Source organism: Pseudomonas sp. GM49, from assembly GCF_000282355.1.
GTDB lineage: Bacteria > Pseudomonadota > Gammaproteobacteria > Pseudomonadales > Pseudomonadaceae > Aquipseudomonas.
Map to the genome: position 1 here is coordinate 24,229 of NZ_AKJL01000111.1, position 21,740 is coordinate 45,968.

Sequence of the window (21,740 nt, forward strand, 5' to 3'; positions counted from 1 at the left end):
ATGAACACCCTGGCTATCTCTCAAACCCGGTCGGGCGGCTCGCCGTTACGCCGGTTCTCCAACCTGCTGTATCGCCGGCCCAACCTCTATCTGTCGATGCTGCTGGTGCCACCGCTGCTGTGGTTCGGCGCGATCTACCTGGGCTCGTTGCTGGTGCTGCTGTGGCAAGGTCTCTACACCTTCGATGACTTCACCATGGCGGTCACCCCTGACCTGACCCTGGCGAACCTCACCGCGCTGTTCCAGCCGTCGAACTTCGACATCATCCTGCGTACCCTGGGCATGGCGATTGTCGTGTCGATTGCCAGCGCCTTCGTTGCGTTCCCGATTGCCTACTACATGGCGCGCTACACCACCGGCAAGACCAAGGCGTTTTTCTACATCGCAGTGATGATGCCGATGTGGGCCAGTTACATCGTCAAGGCTTACGCCTGGACGCTGCTGCTGGCCAAGGGCGGCGTGGCGCAGTGGTTCGTGCAGCACCTGGGGCTGGAACCGGTTCTGCAATTCGTGCTGGGCATTCCGGGCGTTGGCGGCAGCACCTTGTCGACCTCGCACCTGGGGCGCTTCATGGTGTTCGTGTACATCTGGTTGCCGTTCATGATCCTGCCGATCCAGGCCTCGCTGGAACGCCTGCCGCCATCGCTGCTGCAAGCCTCCGCCGACCTCGGTGCCAAGCCGCGCCAGACCTTCACGCAAGTGATTCTGCCGCTGTCGATCCCGGGCATTGCCGCCGGTTCGATCTTCACCTTCTCGCTGACCCTGGGCGACTTCATCGTGCCGCAACTGGTGGGCCCGCCGGGCTACTTCGTCGGCAGCATGGTGTATGCCCAGCAAGGCGCCATCGGCAACATGCCCATGGCCGCCGCCTTCACCCTGGTGCCGATCGTGCTGATCGCCATTTACCTGTCCATCGTCAAACGTCTGGGGGCCTTCGATGCACTCTGAGAAAGCTTCTTTAGGCTTGAAAATCGCCGCCTGGGGCGGGTTGGTGTTCCTGCACTTCCCGATCCTGATCATCTTCCTGTACGCCTTCAACACCGAAGATGCGGCGTTCAGCTTTCCGCCCAAGGGCTTCACTCTGAATTGGCTCAGCGTGGCGTTCTCGCGGCCGGACGTGCTGGAAGCGATCAAGCTGTCGTTGCAGATCGCCTCGATTGCCACCCTGATCGCCATGGTCCTCGGCACGCTGGCGTCGGCGGCGTTGTACCGCCGGGACTTCTTCGGCAAACAAGGCATTTCGCTGATGCTGATCCTGCCGATTGCCTTACCGGGGATCATTACCGGGATTGCGCTGTTGGCAACGTTCAAGACACTGGGCATCGAGCCGGGGATGTTCACCATCATCGTCGGTCACGCGACTTTCTGTGTGGTGATCGTCTACAACAACGTCATCGCCCGTTTGCGCCGTACCTCCCACAGCTTGATCGAAGCCTCGATGGACCTCGGCGCCGACGGCTGGCAGACCTTCCGCTACATCATCCTGCCGAACCTCGGCTCGGCGTTGCTGGCCGGCGGCATGCTGGCGTTTGCCCTGTCGTTCGACGAAATCATCGTCACCACCTTCACCGCCGGCCATGAACGGACCCTGCCGCTGTGGCTGCTCAACCAGCTCAGCCGCCCACGGGACGTGCCGGTGACCAACGTCGTGGCGATGCTGGTGATGCTGGTGACCATGCTCCCGATCCTCGGTGCCTATTACCTGACCCGGGGTGGTGAGAGCGTTGCGGGGAGTGGCGGGAAATAAATCAATACCGACAACAACTATCCCCCTGTAGGAGCGAGCTTGCTCGCGAAAAACGTGAAGACGCAGCGGTTATCCAGGTAGCCATCGTCAACGTTGACGACCTTCGCGAGCAAGCTCGCTCCTACAGGGATTCGGTTTCGGCAGAAAAATAAAAGTTTCAACGAGGACAGAACCATGCAAACCAAACTCTTGATCAACGGCCAACTGCAAGACGGCGAAGGCCCCGCCCAACCAGTGTTCAACCCGGCGCTGGGTCATGTACTGGTGGAGATCAACGAAGCCAGCGAAGCCCAGGTCGATGCCGCCGTGCGCGCCGCCGACGCCGCTTTCGAGAGCTGGTCGCAAACCCCGCCGAAAGCGCGTTCGCTGCTGCTGCTCAAACTCGCCGATGCCATTGAGGCCCACGGCGAAGAGCTGGCCAAACTGGAATCGGACAACTGCGGCAAGCCTTACAGCGCCGCGCTGAACGACGAGATTCCGGCGATTGCCGACGTGTTCCGCTTCTTCGCCGGCGCCAGCCGCTGCATGAGCGGTTCGGCCGGTGGCGAATACCTGCCGGGCCATACCTCGATGATCCGTCGCGACCCGGTGGGTGTGATCGCCTCCATCGCGCCGTGGAACTACCCGTTGATGATGGTGGCCTGGAAAATCGCCCCGGCCCTGGCTGCCGGTAATACCGTGGTGCTCAAACCGTCGGAACAAACCCCGCTGACCGCCCTGCGCCTGGCCGAACTGGCGTCGGACATCTTCCCGGCCGGCGTGCTCAATCTGGTATTTGGCCGTGGTCCTACCGTCGGTAGCCCGCTGGTCACCCACCCGAAAGTGCGCATGGTGTCGCTGACCGGTTCGATCGCCACCGGGTCGAACATCATTTCCAGCACCGCCGACAGCGTCAAACGCATGCACATGGAACTGGGCGGCAAGGCCCCGGTGATCATCTTCGATGACGCCGACATCGACGCCGCCGTCGAAGGCATCCGCACCTTCGGTTTCTACAACGCCGGGCAAGACTGCACCGCCGCCTGCCGCATCTATGCCCAGGCAGGCATCTACGAGAAGTTCGTCGAGAAACTCGGGGCTGCGGTCAGCAGCATCAAGTACGGCCTGCAGGACGATCCGTCTACCGAACTCGGCCCGCTGATCACCGCGCAACACCGTGACCGCGTTGCCGGTTTCGTCGAACGCGCCATTGCTCAACCGCACATCCGTCTGATCACTGGCGGTAAAGCAGTCGACGGCAACGGTTACTTCTTCGAGCCGACCGTACTGGCCGACGCGCAGCAGGACGACGAAATCGTCCGTCGCGAAGTGTTCGGGCCAGTGGTGTCGGTGACCAGATTCAGCGATGAAGCGCAGGTACTCGGCTGGGCCAACGATTCGGAATACGGCCTGGCGTCGTCAGTGTGGACCGCCGACGTCGGTCGCGCCCATCGCCTGTCGGCCCGCTTGCACTACGGCTGCACCTGGGTGAATACGCACTTCATGCTGGTCAGCGAAATGCCTCATGGCGGTCAGAAACTGTCCGGCTATGGCAAGGACATGTCCATGTACGGGCTGGAGGACTACACCGTCGTGCGGCATGTGATGTTCAAGCACTAGAAAAAGCATCGTCGGAACGCCGCCCGGAGCAAGCTCGCTCCCACAGGTACTGCGCAGTTCATGTGGGAGCGAGCTTGCTCGCGATGGCGTCACCGCAACCTCAAGGAAGAAACCGGCACCCAGCACCACCAGGCTCCACACCAAAGAAGACAAAACAATAACCACCGATCCGGGCGGTGCCCTCAAGGCCCCGCCACGGTTTCGGACATCCGAAATCTGCCGATTTTCCGGAGAAAACACACATGAGTGCATCACCCGATCTCTCTGTAGCCCTTGCCGACAGCGATGCCGAGCAACTACGCAAGCTGGGTTACAGCTCCAACTTCAATCGCAGCATGAGCCTGTGGGAAAACTTCGCCCTGGGCTTCACTTACCTGTCCCCGGTCGTCGGGGTTTATACCCTGTTCGGCTTGTGCCTGGCCGCTGGCGGGCCACCCATGTTCTGGGCTTACTTGCTGGTCGGTTGCGGCCAGTTGCTGGTGTGCCTGATCTTCGGCGAAGTGGTTTCGCAGTTCCCGATTTCCGGCGGCGTGTACCCATGGGCCCGCCGTCTGGTGGGCAAGCGCTGGGCGTGGATGGTTGGCTGGATCTACTCCATCGCCCTGTGCGTGACCATCGCGGCGGTTGCCGTGGGTGCCGGCCCGTACCTCGCCGCCATGATGGGCTTTGAACCGAGCAACAACACCAACATCATCATCGCCCTGTTCCTGACGCTGTTCGCCACCCTGGTCAATCTCAGCGGCACCAAAGTGCTGGCGCGGATCGCCATGTTCGGCTTCCTCTGCGAACTGGTGGGCGCGGTGATCGTCGGCGTTTACCTGCTGATTTTCGAGCGTCATCAACCCATCAGCGTGTTGTTCAACACCTTCGATATCAGCGTCGACGGCTCGTACCTGCCGGCGTTCCTCACCGCGTCGCTGGCGGGGATGTTCCTGTACTACGGCTTCGAGGCCTGCGGCGACGTGGCCGAAGAAACCCCGAACCCGAGCAAGAAGATCCCGGTGGCCATGCGCATGACCATCTACATCGGCGGCATCGCGGCAATGTTCGCCTGCCTGGCGCTGATCCTGGCCGTGCCGGACATGCAAGCCGTGATCAATGGCACCGACAAGGACCCGGTCACCACCATCCTCAACAACGCATTTGGCCCGGTGGGTTCGAAAGTGGTGATGGGCGTGGTGATGATTTCCTTCATCTCCTGCGTCATCAGCCTGCAAGCGGCGGCCAGTCGTTTGCTGTATTCCTACGCCCGCGACGAAATGGTTATTGGCAGCCGACTGCTGAAGAAGATTTCCCCTACGACTCAGGTTCCAGTTGCCGCGCTGTTCGTATCCGGCGTCCTGCCGGCGCTGATCATCATCCTCGGCTTCTTTCTGCAGGATGCAGTAGCCACCATCGTCAGCTTCGCCGCCATCGGCATCTACCTGGCGTTCCAGATGATCGTGCTCGGGGCTCTGTACGCCCGCATGAAAGGCTGGAAACCGAGCGGCAAATTCACCCTTGGTGCCTGGGGCTGGGCGGTGAACGTCGGCGCACTGGTCTATGGTGTCGGGGCCATCATCAACATGGCCTGGCCACGGACACCGGATGCCGCGTGGTACATCAACTACGCCATGGTCCTGAGTACTGCCATCGTTATTGGTTTGGGCTTGCTCTACATGTGGATCGCCAAGCCGTATGACCACGGAAAGGCGCCTGCGGGGGATGCGTGGAAGGTTAGTCGGTAAGGTATTCGCCCTCGCTTGGAGACCCTGCCTGCAACGATACGGGCAGGACTTCAAGTCAATAAGGGGCTGAGGGGACATGAAACACCACCCTCAGAAAGCGAAATGCGAAGTAGCAGCTGGCGAAGCCTGCGTTCGGCTGCGTAGCAGTCGTGAAATCAGACCACGCGGTGTTTCAGGAAGATCTCGCACGCAGGCTTTACGACTGCTACGCAGCCGGACGCAGGCTACGCCAGCTGCTACAGATCGTATTTTGGCTTAACTGATCAGCACCACTCAGCTTTATACAAAACCAGCAAGATCCTACAGATCCGCCCTTCCTGAAAAACCCTCGATTCCTACAACACGCGTCGCCAGAGTAGACTTGGCGCCGCGAGCGCCTGATCGATAGGCTTCGTCCCCGTCGCTGCCAAATCAGCGACCCGGAGTCGAAGCCGGAACAAGTCAAAACGGTGCTCGTGTGCCCCCATAGAACTGTGGCTGTTTTATGCCTTCAGTTCTGCATTATGGCGGGCCGTGTGGCGCGGGCCTTCCGGCTTCCGTTTTGATTGGAAGTGTCCCGGCTTCGAACGTCACTCGGTCCGCCACCCACCTGTCGAAGGGTTGGTGGCGACTTTCCAAGCCAAAACGGAAATCACGCCATGCCAATGCATCCTCAAAGCTCGCCTCTTCCCTATTTCGATCCCACCGTCTTCACCCGCCACAACCGTTTCCTCCATACCTTCATGCAAGACAACCAAGCCTGGTTCTGTGCCCAGGATCTAGGTCGCTTGATGGGTAAGCCACTCAATGAACGCCTGACCCTGAAACTCGATCCCGACCAACGTCGCACCGTCTGTCTGCTCAAGGACGGCAAAACGGTCGAAACACTGATGGTCAGCGAATCAGGCATGTACGCCTTGCTGGTTCACCACTTCGTCCCGGAAAACCGCAACCTGCGCCAGTGGTTGAGTAACGAAGTCATACCCTCGCTGCGTGATGCGAAATCAGCGCCTGTGGATAACCTGCCAAGCCTGAGTTCCTTGAATTGGGCGGGAGTTTCGGTGCCCTTGCTGCATTACCAACATCACGCCTGGATCAAGTGGCGAGACATGCCTGAGTTGATGCAGGTGCAGAGACCCTTCCCAATCGCTGGCACTTGCCGTTGAAGGGATAAATCAAGCCGATCAAACAGGGACAGACTTCACAGTCCGTCCCTTTGGTTTGAGTCCTCTCAATTAATTGTCCTGCTGAATGAGCTATATCCACATGAACGAGACTCACAGCGTCAAACGAAACATCATAGAAATGATTCCATGTGATAGCTCGTTTGCAGAAGCGTACCTCCATAAGCTCGACCAACAATCTGTCCGACAGCAAGCAATAGACGCTGGCATAGCCGACGCTGATGCAGGCAGGTTAACCAGCCTGGCCACCGTAAAGGCCAAATGGCTCTCACGGTAACCCACCCTGCTTCAAAACCGCGAAACACTCCTCATCGCATCCACCAGATACCGCATCGCAATCCGGTCGTTCTCCGACAGTTCCCGATAGCGCTCCACCAGTTTCATCTCCTCGGAGTTCAGCCGGCGTCTTTGCCGTCCGCTGGCCAGACATGGAAAGATTCCCAACATTTCGGTGATGTTCTGTACTTTCGACATGGACGATGTCCTTCTCTAGACGTCAAAGAAACTGCAAAAAACCGCATCGCCCTATCCCTTTTTCAGCAGCCGCCGGGTGCTCACTGAACCGCACCGGTCCGAAGGGCATAAACCGGTCATGAGCACAGAATAGAAATATTCCGGGCGCTGAAAAGCGTTTTTTAGAGTAATTAATCGAAAAAAGCAGAAATGCCCTGTAAATCAGAAACCCCTGTCGGAATTGTTTCCCGACATGTCTTGTTTCATTGCCGAGCCGGCGCTGTGCCATCAATCAATTTTGCTCTGCAATCGAACGGTTTAAGCTACCCGGCATCTGTTTTACAGTCCGTTGCGTTTGGCCGAAGGCATGTCCGAACCGATATTTCTGATCCAGCACGTGCCAGGAACGGCGCGGGATTGCTCACGACAGGTTGTATTTATGCACCGCAGGAATTTGCTCAAAGCCTCCATGGCCATTGCGGCCTACACCGGCTTGTCCGCCACGGGGCTGTTGGCGGCCCAGGCCTGGGCCGCCAACAGCGGCACCGCTGATGGCGAGGCCACCGCGTTCGATTTCGAGGCGCTGAAACTCCAGGCCAAACAGCTCGCCAGCAATCGCTACCAGGACACCAAGCAACAGTTGCCGCCGACCCTGGCGACCATGACGCCGCAGAACTTCAACGCGATCCGCTACGACGCCAACCACTCTTTGTGGAATGACCTGAACGGTCAGCTGGATGTGCAGTTTTTCCACGTCGGTATGGGGTTCAGGCAGCCGGTACGCATGTACAGCGTCGACCCCAGGACCCGCCAGGCGCGTGAGGTGCATTTCCGCCCGTCGCTGTTCAACTATGAAAACACCACGGTCGACACAGCGCAGCTCAAGGGCGACCTGGGTTTCTCCGGCTTCAAGCTGTTCAAGGCCCCGGAACTGGACAAACACGACGTCGTGTCCTTCCTCGGCGCCAGTTACTTCCGAGCGGTGGACGCCACCGGCCAGTACGGCTTGTCGGCCCGCGGCCTGGCCATCGATACCTATGCCAAAAAACGTGAGGAATTCCCGGACTTCACCAAGTTCTGGTTCGAGACGCCGGACAAGGACAGCACCCGCTTCGTGGTCTACGCCTTGCTCGACTCGCCGAGCGCCACCGGTGCCTACCGCTTCGATATCGACTGCCAGGCCGAGCGCGTGGTGATGGAGATCGATGCCCACGTCAACGCACGCACCGCCATCGACCAACTGGGCATCGCGCCGATGACCAGCATGTTCAGCTGCGGCACCCACGAACGCCGGATGTGCGACACCATTCACCCGCAAATCCACGACTCCGATCGCCTGGCCATGTGGCGCGGCAACGGCGAATGGATCTGCCGTCCGCTGAACAATCCGGCGACCCTGCAATTCAATGCCTTCGCCGACAAGGACCCGAAAGGATTCGGCCTGGTGCAGACCGACCACGAATTCGCCAGCTATCAGGACACCGTCGACTGGTACAGCCGCCGCCCGAGCCTTTGGGTCGAACCGACCACTGCATGGGGCGAAGGCTCGGTCGATCTGCTGGAGATCCCGACCACCGGCGAGACCATGGATAACATCGTCGCCTTCTGGACCCCGAAGAAACCAGTGGCTGCCGGCGATTCGCTGAACTACGGCTACAAGCTCTACTGGAGCGCACTGCCACCGGTCGGCACACCACTGGCGCGGGTCAATGCAACCCGTTCGGGCATGGGCGGCTTCACCGAAGGCTGGGCGCCAGGCGAGCATTACCCGCCAGTCTGGGCCCGCCGTTTTGCCGTGGACTTCACCGGCGGCGGCCTGGACCGTTTGCCTGAAGGCGCGGGCATCGAGCCGGTGGTCACTTGCTCGAACGGCGAGGTCAAGGATTTCAGCGTGCTCAAGCTCGATGACATCAAGGGCTACCGCATCCTGTTTGACTGGTACCCGACCAATGACAGCGTGGAGCCTGTCGAGCTGCGCCTGTTCATCCGCACCAACGACCGCACGCTGAGTGAAACCTGGTTGTACCAGTACTTTCCGCCAGCGCCCGACAAGCGCAAATACACCTGACACCCAGGTAGCACCCAGCCACCATTCGGTTTTCCGAACGCGACCTGCGGGTCGGTTCGGTTAACCGGATCCTTCGATCACAATATGAGCGCCATAAATATTTAATTTCCTTATAAATCAATGCTTTGACCAATTAGCACTGGTCTGGCACGAGTCATGCTCTACACTTCTTCGACGAATGTCCCTGGCGCGCACTTTCAGTAGCGCTCTGGCATTTGCAGCACAAAAAGGGCCGATGAACTGGCTCCATAAAAAAAACAATGTCGAGGAAAATTTGATGCGCATCGTTCCCCATATCCTGGGCGCAGCCATTGCTGCCGCTCTGATCAGCACGCCAGTTTTCGCCGCCGAACTGACCGGCACCCTGAAGAAGATCAAAGAGTCCGGCGTCATCACCCTCGGGCATCGCGACGCTTCCATTCCGTTCTCCTACATCGCGGATGCTTCCGGCAAACCGGTCGGCTACTCCCACGACATCCAGCTGAAAGTCGTCGAAGCGCTGAAAAAAGACCTCGACATGCCGAATCTCCAGGTCAAATACAACCTGGTGACTTCGCAAACCCGCATCCCGCTGGTGCAGAACGGCACCGTGGACCTCGAGTGCGGTTCCACCACCAACAACGTCGAGCGTCAGCAGCAAGTTGACTTCTCCGTTGGCATCTTCGAAATCGGTACTCGCCTGCTATCCAAGGCAGACTCCAAGTACAAGGATTTCCCTGACCTGGCCGGCAAGAACGTCGTGACCACCGCCGGCACCACGTCCGAGCGCATCCTCAAGGCGATGAACGCCGACAAGCAGATGGGCATGAACGTCATCTCGGCCAAAGACCACGGCGAATCCTTCCAGATGCTGGAAACCGGCCGTGCCGTGGCTTTCATGATGGACGACGCCCTGCTGGCAGGTGAAGCAGCCAAGGCCAAGAATGCGAAAGACTGGGCAGTGACCGGTACTCCGCAGTCCTTCGAAATCTACGGCTGCATGGTGCGCAAAGGCGACGAGCCGTTCAAAAAGGCTGTGGATGACGCCATCAAGGCCACCTACGCATCGGGCGAGATCAACAAGATCTACGACAAGTGGTTCATGCAGCCAATCCCGCCAAAAGGCCTGAACCTGAACTTCCCGATGAGCGACGAGCTCAAGGCCCTGATCGCCAAACCGACCGATAAAGCGGCTGACGACAAGAAATCCTGATTTCTGACTAACCTTATCTCCTGAGAGGGCCCTCGCCCTTTCAGGAGGTGGTCACTTCCTGCTGGCATTTTTTGGAAACACTCGAACCGGTGGCTGTCGAGCCGAGCGCGTGTGCCTGTCCCTCAAGGACAGGCGGGAACGGAGCTTCCCCCAAGCGGGCACTTGTACATCGATTGAACTGAGGGGAGACCCTAATGAATTACAACTGGGACTGGGGCGTGTTCTTCAAGTCCACCGGCGTGGGCAGCGAGACCTATTTCGACTGGTACGTGACCGGTTTGGGCTGGACCATCGGCATCGCCATCGCGGCCTGGATCATCGCCCTGACACTGGGCTCGATCCTGGGCGTCATGCGTACCGTGCCGAATCGCATCGTATCGGGCATCGCCACCTGCTACGTCGAACTCTTCCGTAACGTGCCGCTGCTGGTTCAGCTGTTCATCTGGTACTTCCTGGTACCCGACCTGCTGCCGGCGGACCTGCAAGAGTGGTACAAGCAGGATCTGAACCCGACCACCTCGGCCTTCCTTAGCGTCGTCGTGTGCCTGGGCCTGTTCACCACCGCCCGGGTTTGCGAACAGGTGCGCACCGGTATCCAGGCCCTGCCAAAAGGCCAGGAATCCGCGGCCCGCGCCATGGGTTTCAAGCTGCCGCAGATCTACTGGAACGTGCTGCTGCCCCAGGCCTACCGGATCATCATTCCGCCGCTTACCTCGGAATTTTTGAACGTCTTCAAGAACACCTCCGTGGCCTCGCTGATCGGTTTGATGGAACTGCTCGCGCAGACCAAACAGACCGCCGAGTTCTCCGCCAACCTGTTCGAAGCCTTTACCCTGGCAACGCTGATCTACTTCACCCTGAACATGAGCCTGATGTTGCTGATGCGCCTGGTCGAGAAGAAAGTCGCCGTACCGGGCCTGATCTCCGTAGGGGGTAAATGATGGAATTCGATTTCTCGGGCATCATCCCGTCCCTGCCGGGCCTGTGGAACGGCATGATCATGACCCTCAAGCTGATGGCCATGGGCGTGGTCGGCGGGATCATCCTCGGCACCATCCTGGCGTTGATGCGCCTGTCCCACAGCAAGCTGCTGTCGAACATCGCCGGCGCCTACGTTAACTATTTCCGTTCGATTCCGTTGCTGCTGGTGATCACCTGGTTCTACCTGGCGGTGCCGTTCGTGCTGCGCTGGATCACCGGCGAAGACACGCCGATCGGCGCGTTTGCGTCATGCATCGTGGCGTTCATGATGTTCGAAGCGGCGTACTTCTGCGAAATCGTCCGCGCCGGCGTACAGTCGATTCCCAAGGGCCAGATGGGCGCTGCCCAGGCACTGGGCATGACTTACGGCCAGATGATGCGCCTGATCATCCTGCCGCAAGCGTTCCGCAAGATGACGCCGTTGTTGCTGCAACAGAGCATCATCCTGTTTCAGGACACCTCGCTGGTTTACGCGGTCGGCCTGGTGGACTTCCTCAATGCTTCGCGCGCCAGTGGCGACATCATTGGCCGCTCCAATGAGTTCCTGGTATTCGCGGGGCTCGTGTACTTCATCATCAGCTTTGCCGCCTCGCAGCTGGTCAAGCGTCTGCAAAAAAGGTTCGCCGTATGATCTCTATCAAAAGCATCAACAAGTGGTATGGGGACTTCCAGGTACTGACTGATTGCAGCACCGAGGTCAAGAAAGGCGAAGTGATCGTGGTGTGCGGGCCATCCGGTTCCGGCAAATCGACCCTGATCAAGTGCGTCAACGCCCTGGAACCGTTCCAGAAAGGCGATATCGTGGTCGACGGCACCTCCATCGCCGACACGAAGACCAACCTGCCGAAACTGCGTTCGCGCGTAGGCATGGTGTTCCAGCACTTCGAGCTATTCCCGCACCTGACCATCACCGAAAACCTGACCATCGCGCAGATCAAGGTGCTGGGCCGCAGCAAGGAAGAAGCCACCAAGAAAGGCCTGCAACTGCTCGAGCGCGTCGGCCTCTCCGCCCATGCCCACAAGCATCCCGGCCAACTCTCCGGCGGTCAGCAGCAGCGTGTGGCAATTGCCCGTGCGCTGGCGATGGACCCGATCGTCATGCTGTTCGACGAACCGACCTCGGCGCTGGACCCGGAAATGGTCAACGAAGTGCTCGACGTGATGGTGCAACTGGCTCACGAAGGCATGACCATGATGTGCGTGACCCACGAAATGGGCTTCGCCCGTAAAGTGGCCGACCGGGTGATCTTCATGGATGCCGGCAAGATCATCGAAGACTGCAAGAAAGAGGAGTTCTTCGGCGACATCAACGCCCGCGCCGATCGTACGCAGCACTTCCTCAACAAGATTCTGCAGCACTAAGAAAACACCGCTCCCCCTGTGGAAGCGGGCTTTTGTGGCGAGGGGGCTTGCCCCCGTTGGGTCGCGGAGCGGCCCCGGCATTTCAACGTCAAACCGCATGCCAAGGGTTTACGACTGCTGCGCAGCCGAACGGGGGCAAGCCCCCTCGCCACAAAGCTCACCCCCACACCAGTGCTTGTTCACGATCAAGTGTTGTGGTTGACCCAAGGCATCTGTGATGAAATGCGACCCCAATCTTTATCGCGCAGCAATGCCATCACTCGCCGTGAAACCCCGTCTGATTCGTCATTTGTTCCTGCCGCCGCTGATCATCGCAATGATGATCGGTCTGGGCTATATCGGCTTCTGGAGCAGTGAACACTATGGCATTCGCAGCCTTGGCGAGAACGGCCAGCGTCAGCTGGAACTGCACGCCCGTGCTGTCGAAAGCGAAATCAGCAAGTACACCTACCTGCCCAGCCTGCTGGAGCTCGAAACCAGCGTTTCGCAGTTGCTGGCCGACCCGACCCCGGAACACCGGCAATCGGTCAATGATTACCTTGAAGGCCTGAACCGGCGCAGTCGCAGTCGGGCCATCTACGTGATGGACACCACTGGCCGCGTGATGGCCACCAGCAACTGGCGCGATGTCGACAGTTACCTGGGTGAAGACCTGTCCTTTCGCGCCTATTTCCAGAACGCCGTGCGCGGCCAGCCCGGGCGTTTCTACGGCATCGGCAGCACCAACGGCGAACCCGGTTACTACCTGGCCCATGGCCTGGAGGAACACGGCAAGATCATCGGCGTGGCGGTGGTCAAGGTGCGTCTCGAAGCCATGGAAGAGCGCTGGCAGCGGGCGCGCCTGGAAGCCTTCGTCAGCGACGAGAACGGCATCATCATTCTCTCCAGCGATCCGGCTCGACGCTTGAAATCGGTGGTACCGCTGAGCGAAGAAACCAAGGAAAAACTTGCCCGCAGCCTGCAGTACTACTGGTTCCCACTCAACGAACTGCAGCCGCTGGCCCGGGAAACCCTGTCCGAAGGCGTAGAAAAGCTCACGTTCCCGGCCAACAGCGAACTGGTGTCCGACGATGAAAACATCAGCTACCTGGCGCAAACCCGGCCTTTGAGCGATACGCCATGGAATTTCACCCTGCTCACACCGCTACAGGATTTGCGTCGCGAAGCGATCAACCAGGGGATTCTGGTGGCCGTGGCGTTTGCCCTCTGCGCCTTTCTGCTGATCGCCTGGAACGAGCGGCGCAAGGTGATCGCTACCCGTCTCGCCGCCCGGGAAGCCTTGCAGGAAGCCAACAACCAGCTGGAGCGTCGGATTACCGAACGCACCACCGACCTGCGCGCCAGCAACGAACGGCTCAAGGGCCAGATCCGTGAACGCCGCCTCGCCGAAGAGACCTTGCGCCGCGCCCAGGATGAACTGGTACAGGCCGGAAAACTCGCGGCCATCGGCCAGATGTCCACCAGCATCGCCCACGAACTGAACCAGCCGCTGGCGGCGCTGCGCACCTTGTCCGGCAATACCGTGCGCTTCCTCGAACGCGGCCAGCTCGACGTGGCCAGCACCAACCTCAAGACCATCAACGAACTGATCGACCGCATGGGCCGGATCACCGCCAGCCTGCGCTCGTTCGCCCGGCGCGGGGACGACAAGGGCCAGGCCTGCCTCGGCAAAGCGGTGGACGCGGCCTTGCAATTGCACGGCGGCCGGGTGGAACACATACAGCTGCAACTGCACCGCGACTTCACCGATGTGCAGGTGCAAATCGACCAGACCCGCCTGGAGCAGATTCTGGTCAACCTGATCGGCAACGCCCTCGACGCCATGCAAGCGCAACCGCTGCCGCAGTTGTGGCTCGAAGGCGAAGCATTCGATGGCAAGTATCGACTGCGCGTGCGAGACAACGGCCACGGCATCGACGCCGAAGCGCGCAAGCACCTGTTCGAACCGTTCTTCACCACCAAACCCGGCGAACAGGGCCTGGGCCTTGGCCTGACCCTTTCCGCCAGCCTCGCCGCCGCCACCGGCGGTCACCTGGGTGTCGAGCACCCGGCCAGCGGTGGTACCGCATTCGTCCTCAGTTTACCGTTGGTAAGCCCCACTCCCGCCGAGCCAATATGAACAACGACCTTAGTGTATTGATCGTCGAAGACGACCCCCATGTGCTGCTCGGCTGCCAACAGGCGCTGACCCTGGAAGACATTCCCTGCATCGGCGTAGGCAGCGCCGAAGAAGCCCTGGAGCAAGTCGGCGACAACTTCGCCGGCATCGTCGTCAGCGACATCCGCCTGCCGGGCATCGATGGCCTGGAATTGCTCACCCGGCTCAAGGCCCGCGACCGCAGCCTGCCGGTGGTGCTGATCACCGGCCACGGCGACATCTCCATGGCCGTCGGCGCCATGCAAAAAGGCGCCTACGACTTCATGGAAAAGCCCTTCTCCCCTGAGCGCCTGGTGGATGTCGCCCGCCGCGCCCTGGAGCAACGCAGCCTGGCGCGGGAAGTCTCGTCGTTGCGTCGGCAGCTGGCCGAACGCGACTCCCTCGAAGGGCGGATCATCGGGCGCTCGCCGGCCATGCAGAACCTGCGGGAACTGATCGCCAACGTCGCCGATACCTCGGCCAACGTGCTGATCGAAGGCGAGACCGGCACCGGCAAGGAATTGGTCGCGCGTTGCCTGCATGATTTCAGTCGGCGGCACACCAAGCAGTTCGTCGCCCTGAACTGCGGTGGCCTGCCGGAAAACCTCTTCGAAAGCGAAATTTTCGGCCACGAAGCCAACGCCTTTACCGGCGCGGGCAAACGACGGATCGGCAAGATCGAACATGCCGACGGCGGCACGCTGTTCCTCGACGAAGTGGAAAGCATGCCCCTGCCCTTGCAGATCAAACTGCTGCGGGTGTTGCAGGAACGCACCCTCGAACGCCTCGGTTCGAACCAGAGCGTAGCGGTGGATTGCCGCGTCATCGCGGCGACCAAGTCCGACCTCGACGAGTCGAGCAAGGCCGGCGAATTCCGCAGCGACCTGTATTACCGCCTCAACGTGGTGACCCTGGAACTGCCGCCGCTGCGCGAGCGCCGCGAGGACATCCTGCAACTGTTCGAACACTTTTTGCAGCAGTCGTCCCTGCGCTTCGACCGCGCAGTGCCGGAACTGGACAACCAGACTGTTTCGAACCTGATGAGCCACGACTGGCCGGGCAACGTGCGTGAGCTGCGCAACGTTGCCGAGCGCTTTGCCCTGGGCCTGCCTGCGTTCAAGAAACCCGGTGCCGGCGGCGGCAATCAGGGCCTGGCGTTTGCCGAAGCGGTGGAAGCCTTCGAGCGCAACCTGCTCAGCGATGCCTTGCAACGCAGCGGCGGCAACCTGACCCAGGCCAGCCAGGAACTGGGCATGGCCAAGACCACGCTGTTCGACAAAGTGAAAAAGTACGGGCTAAGTCACTAGGGGGTGGTGGTGGCCACTGCCTTGGTGACTGTCTGGCTACGCTTTCACGGATAGATGCATTCTCCTGTGGGAGAGAGCTTGCCCCACATTGGATTGGGGGGTTACAGGAGATTGTGATCGGCCACGGGCTCGATCTGCGCCCAGTGCGAAGTGTCTTCACGGTGCTCGCGCAAGTACGGCAACACCGCCGCCAGCAACGGCACCTTGAACGCCTCCTGGAAACGATGGGCCAGGCCCGGAATCAGGATCAACTGACTGCCACGCAGATGCGCCGCCAGATGCACCCCGTGCATCACCGGCAACAGCGGGTCGGCCGTGCCATGCACCACCAGCGCCGGCACCCGCAACTGGTTGAGCAGCGCCACCCGGCTCGGCTCGGCGAGAATGGCCATGATCTGGCGTTTCACGCCCTCGGGATTGAACGCCCGGTCATAGGACAGTGCCGCCTGATGCAGCAGCGCCTGGCGATCATCGGTGACCATCGGGCTGCCCAGTGCCGCCAGCAGGTCGGCCTGCTGCTCCAGGGCCACTTCGCGGTTCGGTGCGCCGCGCCGGGACAATAATTGCACCAGCGCCGCACTCGGCGCCGGCAAGCCTTCGGCTCCGGAAGTGGTCATGATCAGGGTCAGGCTCTCGACCCGTTGCGGTGCCATGGCCGCCATGTGCTGGGCGATCATCCCGCCCATGCTGGCGCCCAATACGTGGAATCGATCGATATGCAAGGCGTCCATCAAGCCCAGGCCATCGTCGGCCATGTCGGTCAGCGAATACGGCGACGACACCGGCAATCCTAGTTTGTAGCGCAGCACTTCGAAGGTCAGGTTGGCTTCGGCCGGTGCTTGCCGCCAGGTCGACAGGCCGACATCGCGATTGTCATAGCGGATCACCCGAAAGCCCTGCTGGCACAGGGCGACCACCACCTCGTCCGGCCAGTGAATCAACTGCCCGCCCAGGCCCATCACCAGCAGCAAGGCCGGGTCCGACGCACGGCCGATGCTCTGGTACGCCAGGCTTACCTGGGCCAGATCCACCCGTTCGGTCGGAACATTGACGTCACAACGCGAAGCCGCCTGGGACGGCAGGCCGAACAACAGCACGGCCAGAAATATGATTCGTGAAAAGAATGCAGCACCCATGAAAAAACACCAAAACGCAGAACCCCAGTAGAGCGCGAGTCTGATGAAGTTTGTTCAAGCGCGCTGCCACAGTTCCATGACAGTTTGATGAAGAGTGCCGGGCGGTCATCCGGCGTCGAAATCGGCCCCGCGATAACTATGTACCACCTGCCCCCCTGACGATGGACCTCTAATGCCCGTAACGCCGGCACGGCCCGGTCTTCTGGAGACTCATCGTCATGGTTGACGAAACCACCCCCCTTACGGCCGATTTCGGCCTTACCCTCCCATTGCCCGCAAACCCGGATCAAGGCCTGAGCCTGAGCGCCTCGGCGCGCTGGGACGAATGCTGCGACCAGTGGCGCACCCTCATGGCGCAAAGCTCGCAAGTCCACCTCGACACCGCCTGGTGGAGCGCACGCGCGCTCGGCACCGATCGCTCGCGTCGGGAACAAGCCATCCGCTTGTATCGCCAGCATTTCGAGGTCTCTAGCCAATGGGCGTTTGCCCAAGGCATCCTCGATGCCGGGCAGATCAAAATGTTACTGGCGCTTATCGACCCGCCAGCGCAAACAACAACGCCTGACCCGCACCTCGTGTACGTCGAACAGCTGACTCTCAATGATGACAACGGTCTGTCTGCCCAACTGTCGGGCGCGCTGGTCATCACCCGGGATACCGATCAACCGGTCGCTCAGCTGTTGTATCTGCCTTCGCATTCATCCGCCTGGATGATCTTTCAAAGCCGAACTGAACTGGAGCGCTGGTTGACCGAGCATCAACCACAGCGGTTCGACCAGCCCCGACTGTCGATGGACAAGGTCAATGTCGGTTACACCGTCCTCGACAAGGCTGTGCTGCACACCAGCGCCGAAGCTCTGCTGTCCCGTTTGTCCGTCGCCCCCGCGGACCGGCCCGGCAATGCTGCCGTGCTGGTCGCGCCCCCCGACCAGCCACCTGTGGAGACAGGCGACAACGCTGCCCTGTTCGGCCAGCTCAGTCCCGATATTCCCTTGGGCATGCGTCACCGCGCGCTGGCACAACAACGGACGGCCCTGGAGAGTCTGCTCGGCGATGACTTTTCGGGGGATGCCAAGGATCCGCGTCTGCAACGCCTGCACCAGCAACTCGAGACCCTCAGCGCTGCCGAGCAGGCCAGCAGCGCCGCCGCGACGGCGCTACTGAACACCGTCGATGCCCTCAAATGGCTGGAGTTGCGCCACCAGGCGGGCCCGCATTACGCCGCCCTGCACCAGGCACGCCAAGACGGCTTGCGCGCCGAAGCCGAACTGCAATTGAGCCTGAATCAGATCAACAGTGAAGAGCATCAATGGCTCATCAGTGTGCTGGACGCCCCCGGTCAGCCCCGAGCGGCCGACCTGGTGGTCGCGCGGCTGGAACTGTCGGCAACCGACACCGAAGGTGACACCCGCCGCACGCAAACCGAGGAACTGGACGGCGTTCTACTGTTTGCCAAACCCTCGGCGTTGCTGGCGCATTCGACCGACAGCCTGTTGCTCTACTGGCCCGGACGCTTCGGTGGACTGCAACGGTTTGCCTCTCGACAGCTGCTGGAACAGTCGCTGTTCAAACGCCCGGTCAACGACCTTGCCCTGGCACTGCACGTATTGCCGCTGAGCAGTCCGCCGTTTGAATACGCCCTGCAAACCCAGCTCCACAGCTGTGAACAACAGGCGGCCCGGATCATCGCCGCCAATCCTGTTCCGCCTCGTACCAGCCAGCGTGTGGCCGAACTGGAAAAACTGCGCGAACAGGCCCTCGCCTGCCTGACCGTCCCCCAATCCGCCGCCCGGGACTGGGCGTACGCACGCTTCGTCGAGCAAAACCAGAGCAGTGCGCTGGCCGCTCAATTGCCGTCGTGGCATAGCGAACTGCCCAACGTGCAGCGTAACCGGCTCAAGACGCTGTTCAAATCCTGGATCGCCGCGATGCAGCGCTCCCACGCGTGGTTCGAACGCGAACTGCCGTCACGGGAAGCCTTCGCCATCAAGGCTGTCGACGCCCGGCTGCGCCAGGACTTCGACCTCACTCAAGCGGCGCAGGTGCTGCTCGACGTTCCGGATTCCACCAGCTGGCGCAAAGTAGTCATTGAAGGCGCCGCACCAGGCACCCCTCAGCAAAATGTGCTGGTCGCCAGCGAGCAGCGCAGCAAGCTGTCCCTGGGTGAGCTGGCGCTGGGCAATATCGATCAGCAAATGCTGTGGCGACTGTCGTTCATGCGGGTCGAGGTCTGCGGGGTCGACACCGCGCAACAACAGAAACTGAAAAGCGCCATCAATGCGTCCTGGCTGCGCAAGCTGGTCACCGAACTGGATCTGGCCGGGCAATATGAAACGCTGATCCGCGAGACCTTTCTCGGCCCCTCGACGGCATCGACGTTCAGCAATGAATATCGGCGCGAATGTCTGACTGAGCCGTGGCGCCTTATGCTTCGCCTGCAAGGCGAATTCGCCGAGTTGGCAAAGGACATCGATACCAACGGCCGGCAAGTACTGGAAATCGCCATCGACGCCAGCAGCCATGAAGCCTTTGCCAGCAACGGCAAGCGCATCGAGTTGCTGCCCGCGCACCTGACCGTGGGCGGCAAGGACACCCACGCCCAGGGACCGAGCACGTTGTCCGGCGTCACCTTTATCGTGGAGCACGTCAGCGGCCTGACCCTGCTGTATCTGCCCGACAGCCCCGACGGCGTTTATCTGCGCCAGTTCGACAGCCTTGAACAGGCGCGGATGCGCCTGTTCAACGATTGCCTGCGCAGCTCGATGGTCAACTACCTGGCCGGTCGAGCCTTGAAGGGCGATATCGCCCACCACGTCAGTCGGATCAACCAGGCCCGATTGAAAAACTTCGACGGGCTGATCGGCGTCGGTACGCCCTGGCCAGCCAGCACTTCCCTGGCAGCGCATCTGCTGAATGTGCACATGGGCCGTTTGCTGGAAGCCCATCGGGCGACATCACGCTCCAATGACGCTTTGTACCTGGAGCAGGTCGCCTTGAAGTCCGGCGCAATGTTCAATTACTTGAAAATGGCCGTGGGCATGCTGCCCTTCGTCGGTGCGACCATCGCCCTGTACGACGCCTGGAACAGCGCCAACCTGGCGGTGGCGGCCTTCCTGCGCGGTGATGTCGGCCATGGTCTGGCCGAGGTGGAGGCGGTGCTGTTGTCGCTGATCGACGCGGCCATGGACATTCTCCCTGGCACCATTGCCACCCCTGCTACTGCCCGCGTTGCCACGCGCAGTCGTCAGTGGCGGGCGCTGGGCAAAAGTCCGCGCGCCTTGCAGGTATCGACGCAACACCAGGCACGGCGTTCGCTGGAACGTTTCAAGGGTTATGAATATGAAAAGCCGATTTCCCTCGCGGGTCTGCACCCGGGCACCGAAGGCATTTATCGCAACGTGTATCGACACGCCGACGGCGACTTCATGCTCAGACAGGGGCGGATCTATCGCATCGAACTGGAAGGCAATCCACCCCGCTGGCGCTTGAGCGGCACCAGCAGCCGGACCTACAAACAGCCAATCGCCCTGGATGAGTCAGGCCAGTGGAACACCCACTACGCGGTGTACGGCACAGTGATCGAAGGGGGTGGCGTGGGCGGCGGTGCCGTGCTCGGACACATGGCCGACGGGCTCGACCCGATCTGGCCTGCCGCCATTCGCAACCGGCTGCCGCGCTGGTGGACGGACCGCGCCTTGCGTCGGCAATTGACCCTGACCAATACCGCCGACGCCTATACCCGGCGTCTCGATGTTCAGACCCGCAGCAGCAACGAAACGCTGAAGCACTACTTCGCCCTCGAACCCCTTCAGCGCCCGGCCTTTCGGGTCCGTGCCGATGCCGCTTGCGCGAACGATATCGACATCGCCCAGGCCCAATACCTGAATCTCGATGAGCTGATGCTGTACAGCCATGGCCGCAAACGCACACAGATCGAAGACATTCAAAGCCGTTGCGCCTGGATCATCGTCGACCGTTCGGTGCGACGGATCGGCCTGATCAAGGAACGGCTGGTGGAGCACCTCGACCGTATCGATCAGTTGATCGCCCGCTCAGACACCACACCGCTCTCTGGCACCGCTGCGCACTTGCAGCTCATAGCGCAGCGCAAGCAGGTCCGCAAAGACTTTCTCAAAGACTTCGATCAGCTCCATACGACAGTCGAGGAAGCCAATCGATGGAACCGTCGAATCACCAACCGGATGCAAAAATCGAAGATGGCGCAGGACATGGCGAACGTGAATGAAAAATTCAGCGACACCAATCACTTCTATCTGAAAACGGCGCACACCCTGGAAATCATCGCCCGCTATGACGCGGTGACCGATCTGTCCTGGATGTACTTCCACGTGCAGTTGAAAGCAGCCCGCAACAAGGTCGGCCGCGCGTTACTGACGCAACATCACCTGCCCCAGGTGAGCGCCAGCGTCAGCCAGCGCAACAAAGTCCTCGAAGACTGCCTGGCCACCTATATCGAGTTCCGCCGTCAGTTGGGCGCCTGGACACTCGGCTACCCGCAACACCTGGACCTGGAGCAAGTCACCGCGTTCCTGGACAACCTCGACAAGGTTGAGGATTTCGCCCGCCATGCCATCAAGACGCGCCCTTCTGTGGTGCCTAAAGAAGGACGGCCCGGGCAGCAGTTGTTCGAGACCGAAGACAACCAGTTGCTGATCGGTATCGCCAGCACCGACGCCGTCACCCGGCAAAAGCGCTTCACCATCGAAGGCGTCGATGGCCGCACGGAAACCTGGCTACCGCGCTCCAGTGGCAAATATCACCTCAGCGAGCCAGCGGGCTCCGTGCAGCCGGAACTGCCGACCGATGTCGGCCCGTTGCTGGCAGAAGCCAGGAACAGGCTGGGGGGG

Annotated in this window: 15 protein-coding genes; 13 read left to right on the forward strand and 2 right to left on the reverse strand. The window is 60.7% G+C overall.

Annotated features, from left to right (window positions below; translation table 11 throughout):
• The 5 genes from PMI29_RS17835 (at window position 1) to PMI29_RS17815 (ending at window position 6,218) form a co-directional block, all read left to right on the forward strand.
• Window positions 1-948: an ABC transporter permease gene (locus tag PMI29_RS17835; RefSeq protein WP_007996978.1), complete on the forward strand. Its 948-nt coding sequence runs from the start codon at window positions 1-3 to the stop codon at window positions 946-948.
• On the forward strand, window positions 938-1,747 hold the full coding sequence (locus tag PMI29_RS17830) for an ABC transporter permease (protein ID WP_007996979.1): 810 nt from the start codon (window positions 938-940) through the stop codon (window positions 1,745-1,747). Before PMI29_RS17835 ends, PMI29_RS17830 begins: the two co-directional genes overlap by 11 nt.
• A gap of 174 nt (window positions 1,748-1,921) precedes the next feature.
• A complete protein-coding gene (locus PMI29_RS17825; protein ID WP_007996981.1) occupies window positions 1,922-3,346 on the forward strand; it encodes a gamma-aminobutyraldehyde dehydrogenase in 1,425 nt (474 codons plus the stop codon).
• 242 nt (window positions 3,347-3,588) lie between these two features.
• Window positions 3,589-5,073, forward strand: coding sequence for an APC family permease (locus PMI29_RS17820; RefSeq protein ID WP_007996983.1), 1,485 nt, complete (start codon window positions 3,589-3,591; stop codon window positions 5,071-5,073).
• Between the two features lie 638 nt (window positions 5,074-5,711).
• A complete protein-coding gene (locus tag PMI29_RS17815) occupies window positions 5,712-6,218 on the forward strand; it encodes a BRO-N domain-containing protein (protein ID WP_007996984.1) in 507 nt (168 codons plus the stop codon).
• Window positions 6,219-6,524: 306 nt separating this feature from the next.
• Here the strand turns inward: PMI29_RS17815 and PMI29_RS17810 are convergent, their stop codons facing one another.
• A complete protein-coding gene (locus PMI29_RS17810; RefSeq protein ID WP_007996985.1) occupies window positions 6,525-6,710 on the reverse strand; it encodes a hypothetical protein in 186 nt (61 codons plus the stop codon).
• 418 nt (window positions 6,711-7,128) lie between these two features.
• On the opposite strand from PMI29_RS17810, the gene PMI29_RS17805 reads away from it, so the two are divergent.
• From PMI29_RS17805 to PMI29_RS17775, 7 genes are all read left to right on the forward strand, one after another.
• The gene (locus PMI29_RS17805; RefSeq protein ID WP_007996986.1) at window positions 7,129-8,757 is read left to right on the forward strand and encodes a glucan biosynthesis protein D; all 1,629 of its coding nucleotides are present in this window, start codon (window positions 7,129-7,131) and stop codon (window positions 8,755-8,757) included.
• Window positions 8,758-9,034: 277 nt separating this feature from the next.
• Window positions 9,035-9,949, forward strand: coding sequence for a glutamate/aspartate ABC transporter substrate-binding protein (locus tag PMI29_RS17800; protein ID WP_007985718.1), 915 nt, complete (start codon window positions 9,035-9,037; stop codon window positions 9,947-9,949).
• A gap of 194 nt (window positions 9,950-10,143) precedes the next feature.
• The gene (locus PMI29_RS17795) at window positions 10,144-10,890 is read left to right on the forward strand and encodes an amino acid ABC transporter permease (RefSeq protein WP_007985720.1); all 747 of its coding nucleotides are present in this window, start codon (window positions 10,144-10,146) and stop codon (window positions 10,888-10,890) included.
• Window positions 10,890-11,561 carry an amino acid ABC transporter permease gene (locus tag PMI29_RS17790; protein WP_033052275.1) on the forward strand — a complete coding sequence of 224 codons (672 nt, stop codon included), beginning with the start codon at window positions 10,890-10,892 and terminating at the stop codon, window positions 11,559-11,561. The genes PMI29_RS17795 and PMI29_RS17790 overlap by 1 nt, the downstream gene beginning before the upstream one ends.
• A complete protein-coding gene (locus PMI29_RS17785) occupies window positions 11,558-12,292 on the forward strand; it encodes an amino acid ABC transporter ATP-binding protein (RefSeq protein WP_007996988.1) in 735 nt (244 codons plus the stop codon). The genes PMI29_RS17790 and PMI29_RS17785 overlap by 4 nt, the downstream gene beginning before the upstream one ends.
• Before the next feature lie 217 nt (window positions 12,293-12,509).
• Window positions 12,510-14,411, forward strand: a complete 1,902-nt coding sequence (locus PMI29_RS17780) for a sensor histidine kinase (RefSeq protein ID WP_007996989.1) — start codon at window positions 12,510-12,512, stop codon at window positions 14,409-14,411.
• Complete coding sequence (locus PMI29_RS17775; RefSeq protein WP_007996990.1) at window positions 14,408-15,736, forward strand: sigma-54-dependent transcriptional regulator; 1,329 nt, start codon at window positions 14,408-14,410, stop codon at window positions 15,734-15,736. Before PMI29_RS17780 ends, PMI29_RS17775 begins: the two co-directional genes overlap by 4 nt.
• Before the next feature lie 101 nt (window positions 15,737-15,837).
• Here PMI29_RS17775 and PMI29_RS17770 read toward each other — a convergent pair whose 3' ends face one another.
• Window positions 15,838-16,872 carry an alpha/beta fold hydrolase gene (locus tag PMI29_RS17770; protein ID WP_007996991.1) on the reverse strand — a complete coding sequence of 345 codons (1,035 nt, stop codon included), beginning with the start codon at window positions 16,870-16,872 and terminating at the stop codon, window positions 15,838-15,840.
• A gap of 218 nt (window positions 16,873-17,090) precedes the next feature.
• Between PMI29_RS17770 and PMI29_RS17765 the strand changes: the two genes are divergently transcribed.
• On the forward strand, window positions 17,091-21,740 hold a 4,650-nt coding region (locus PMI29_RS17765; protein ID WP_007996992.1), incomplete at its 3' end, for a dermonecrotic toxin domain-containing protein.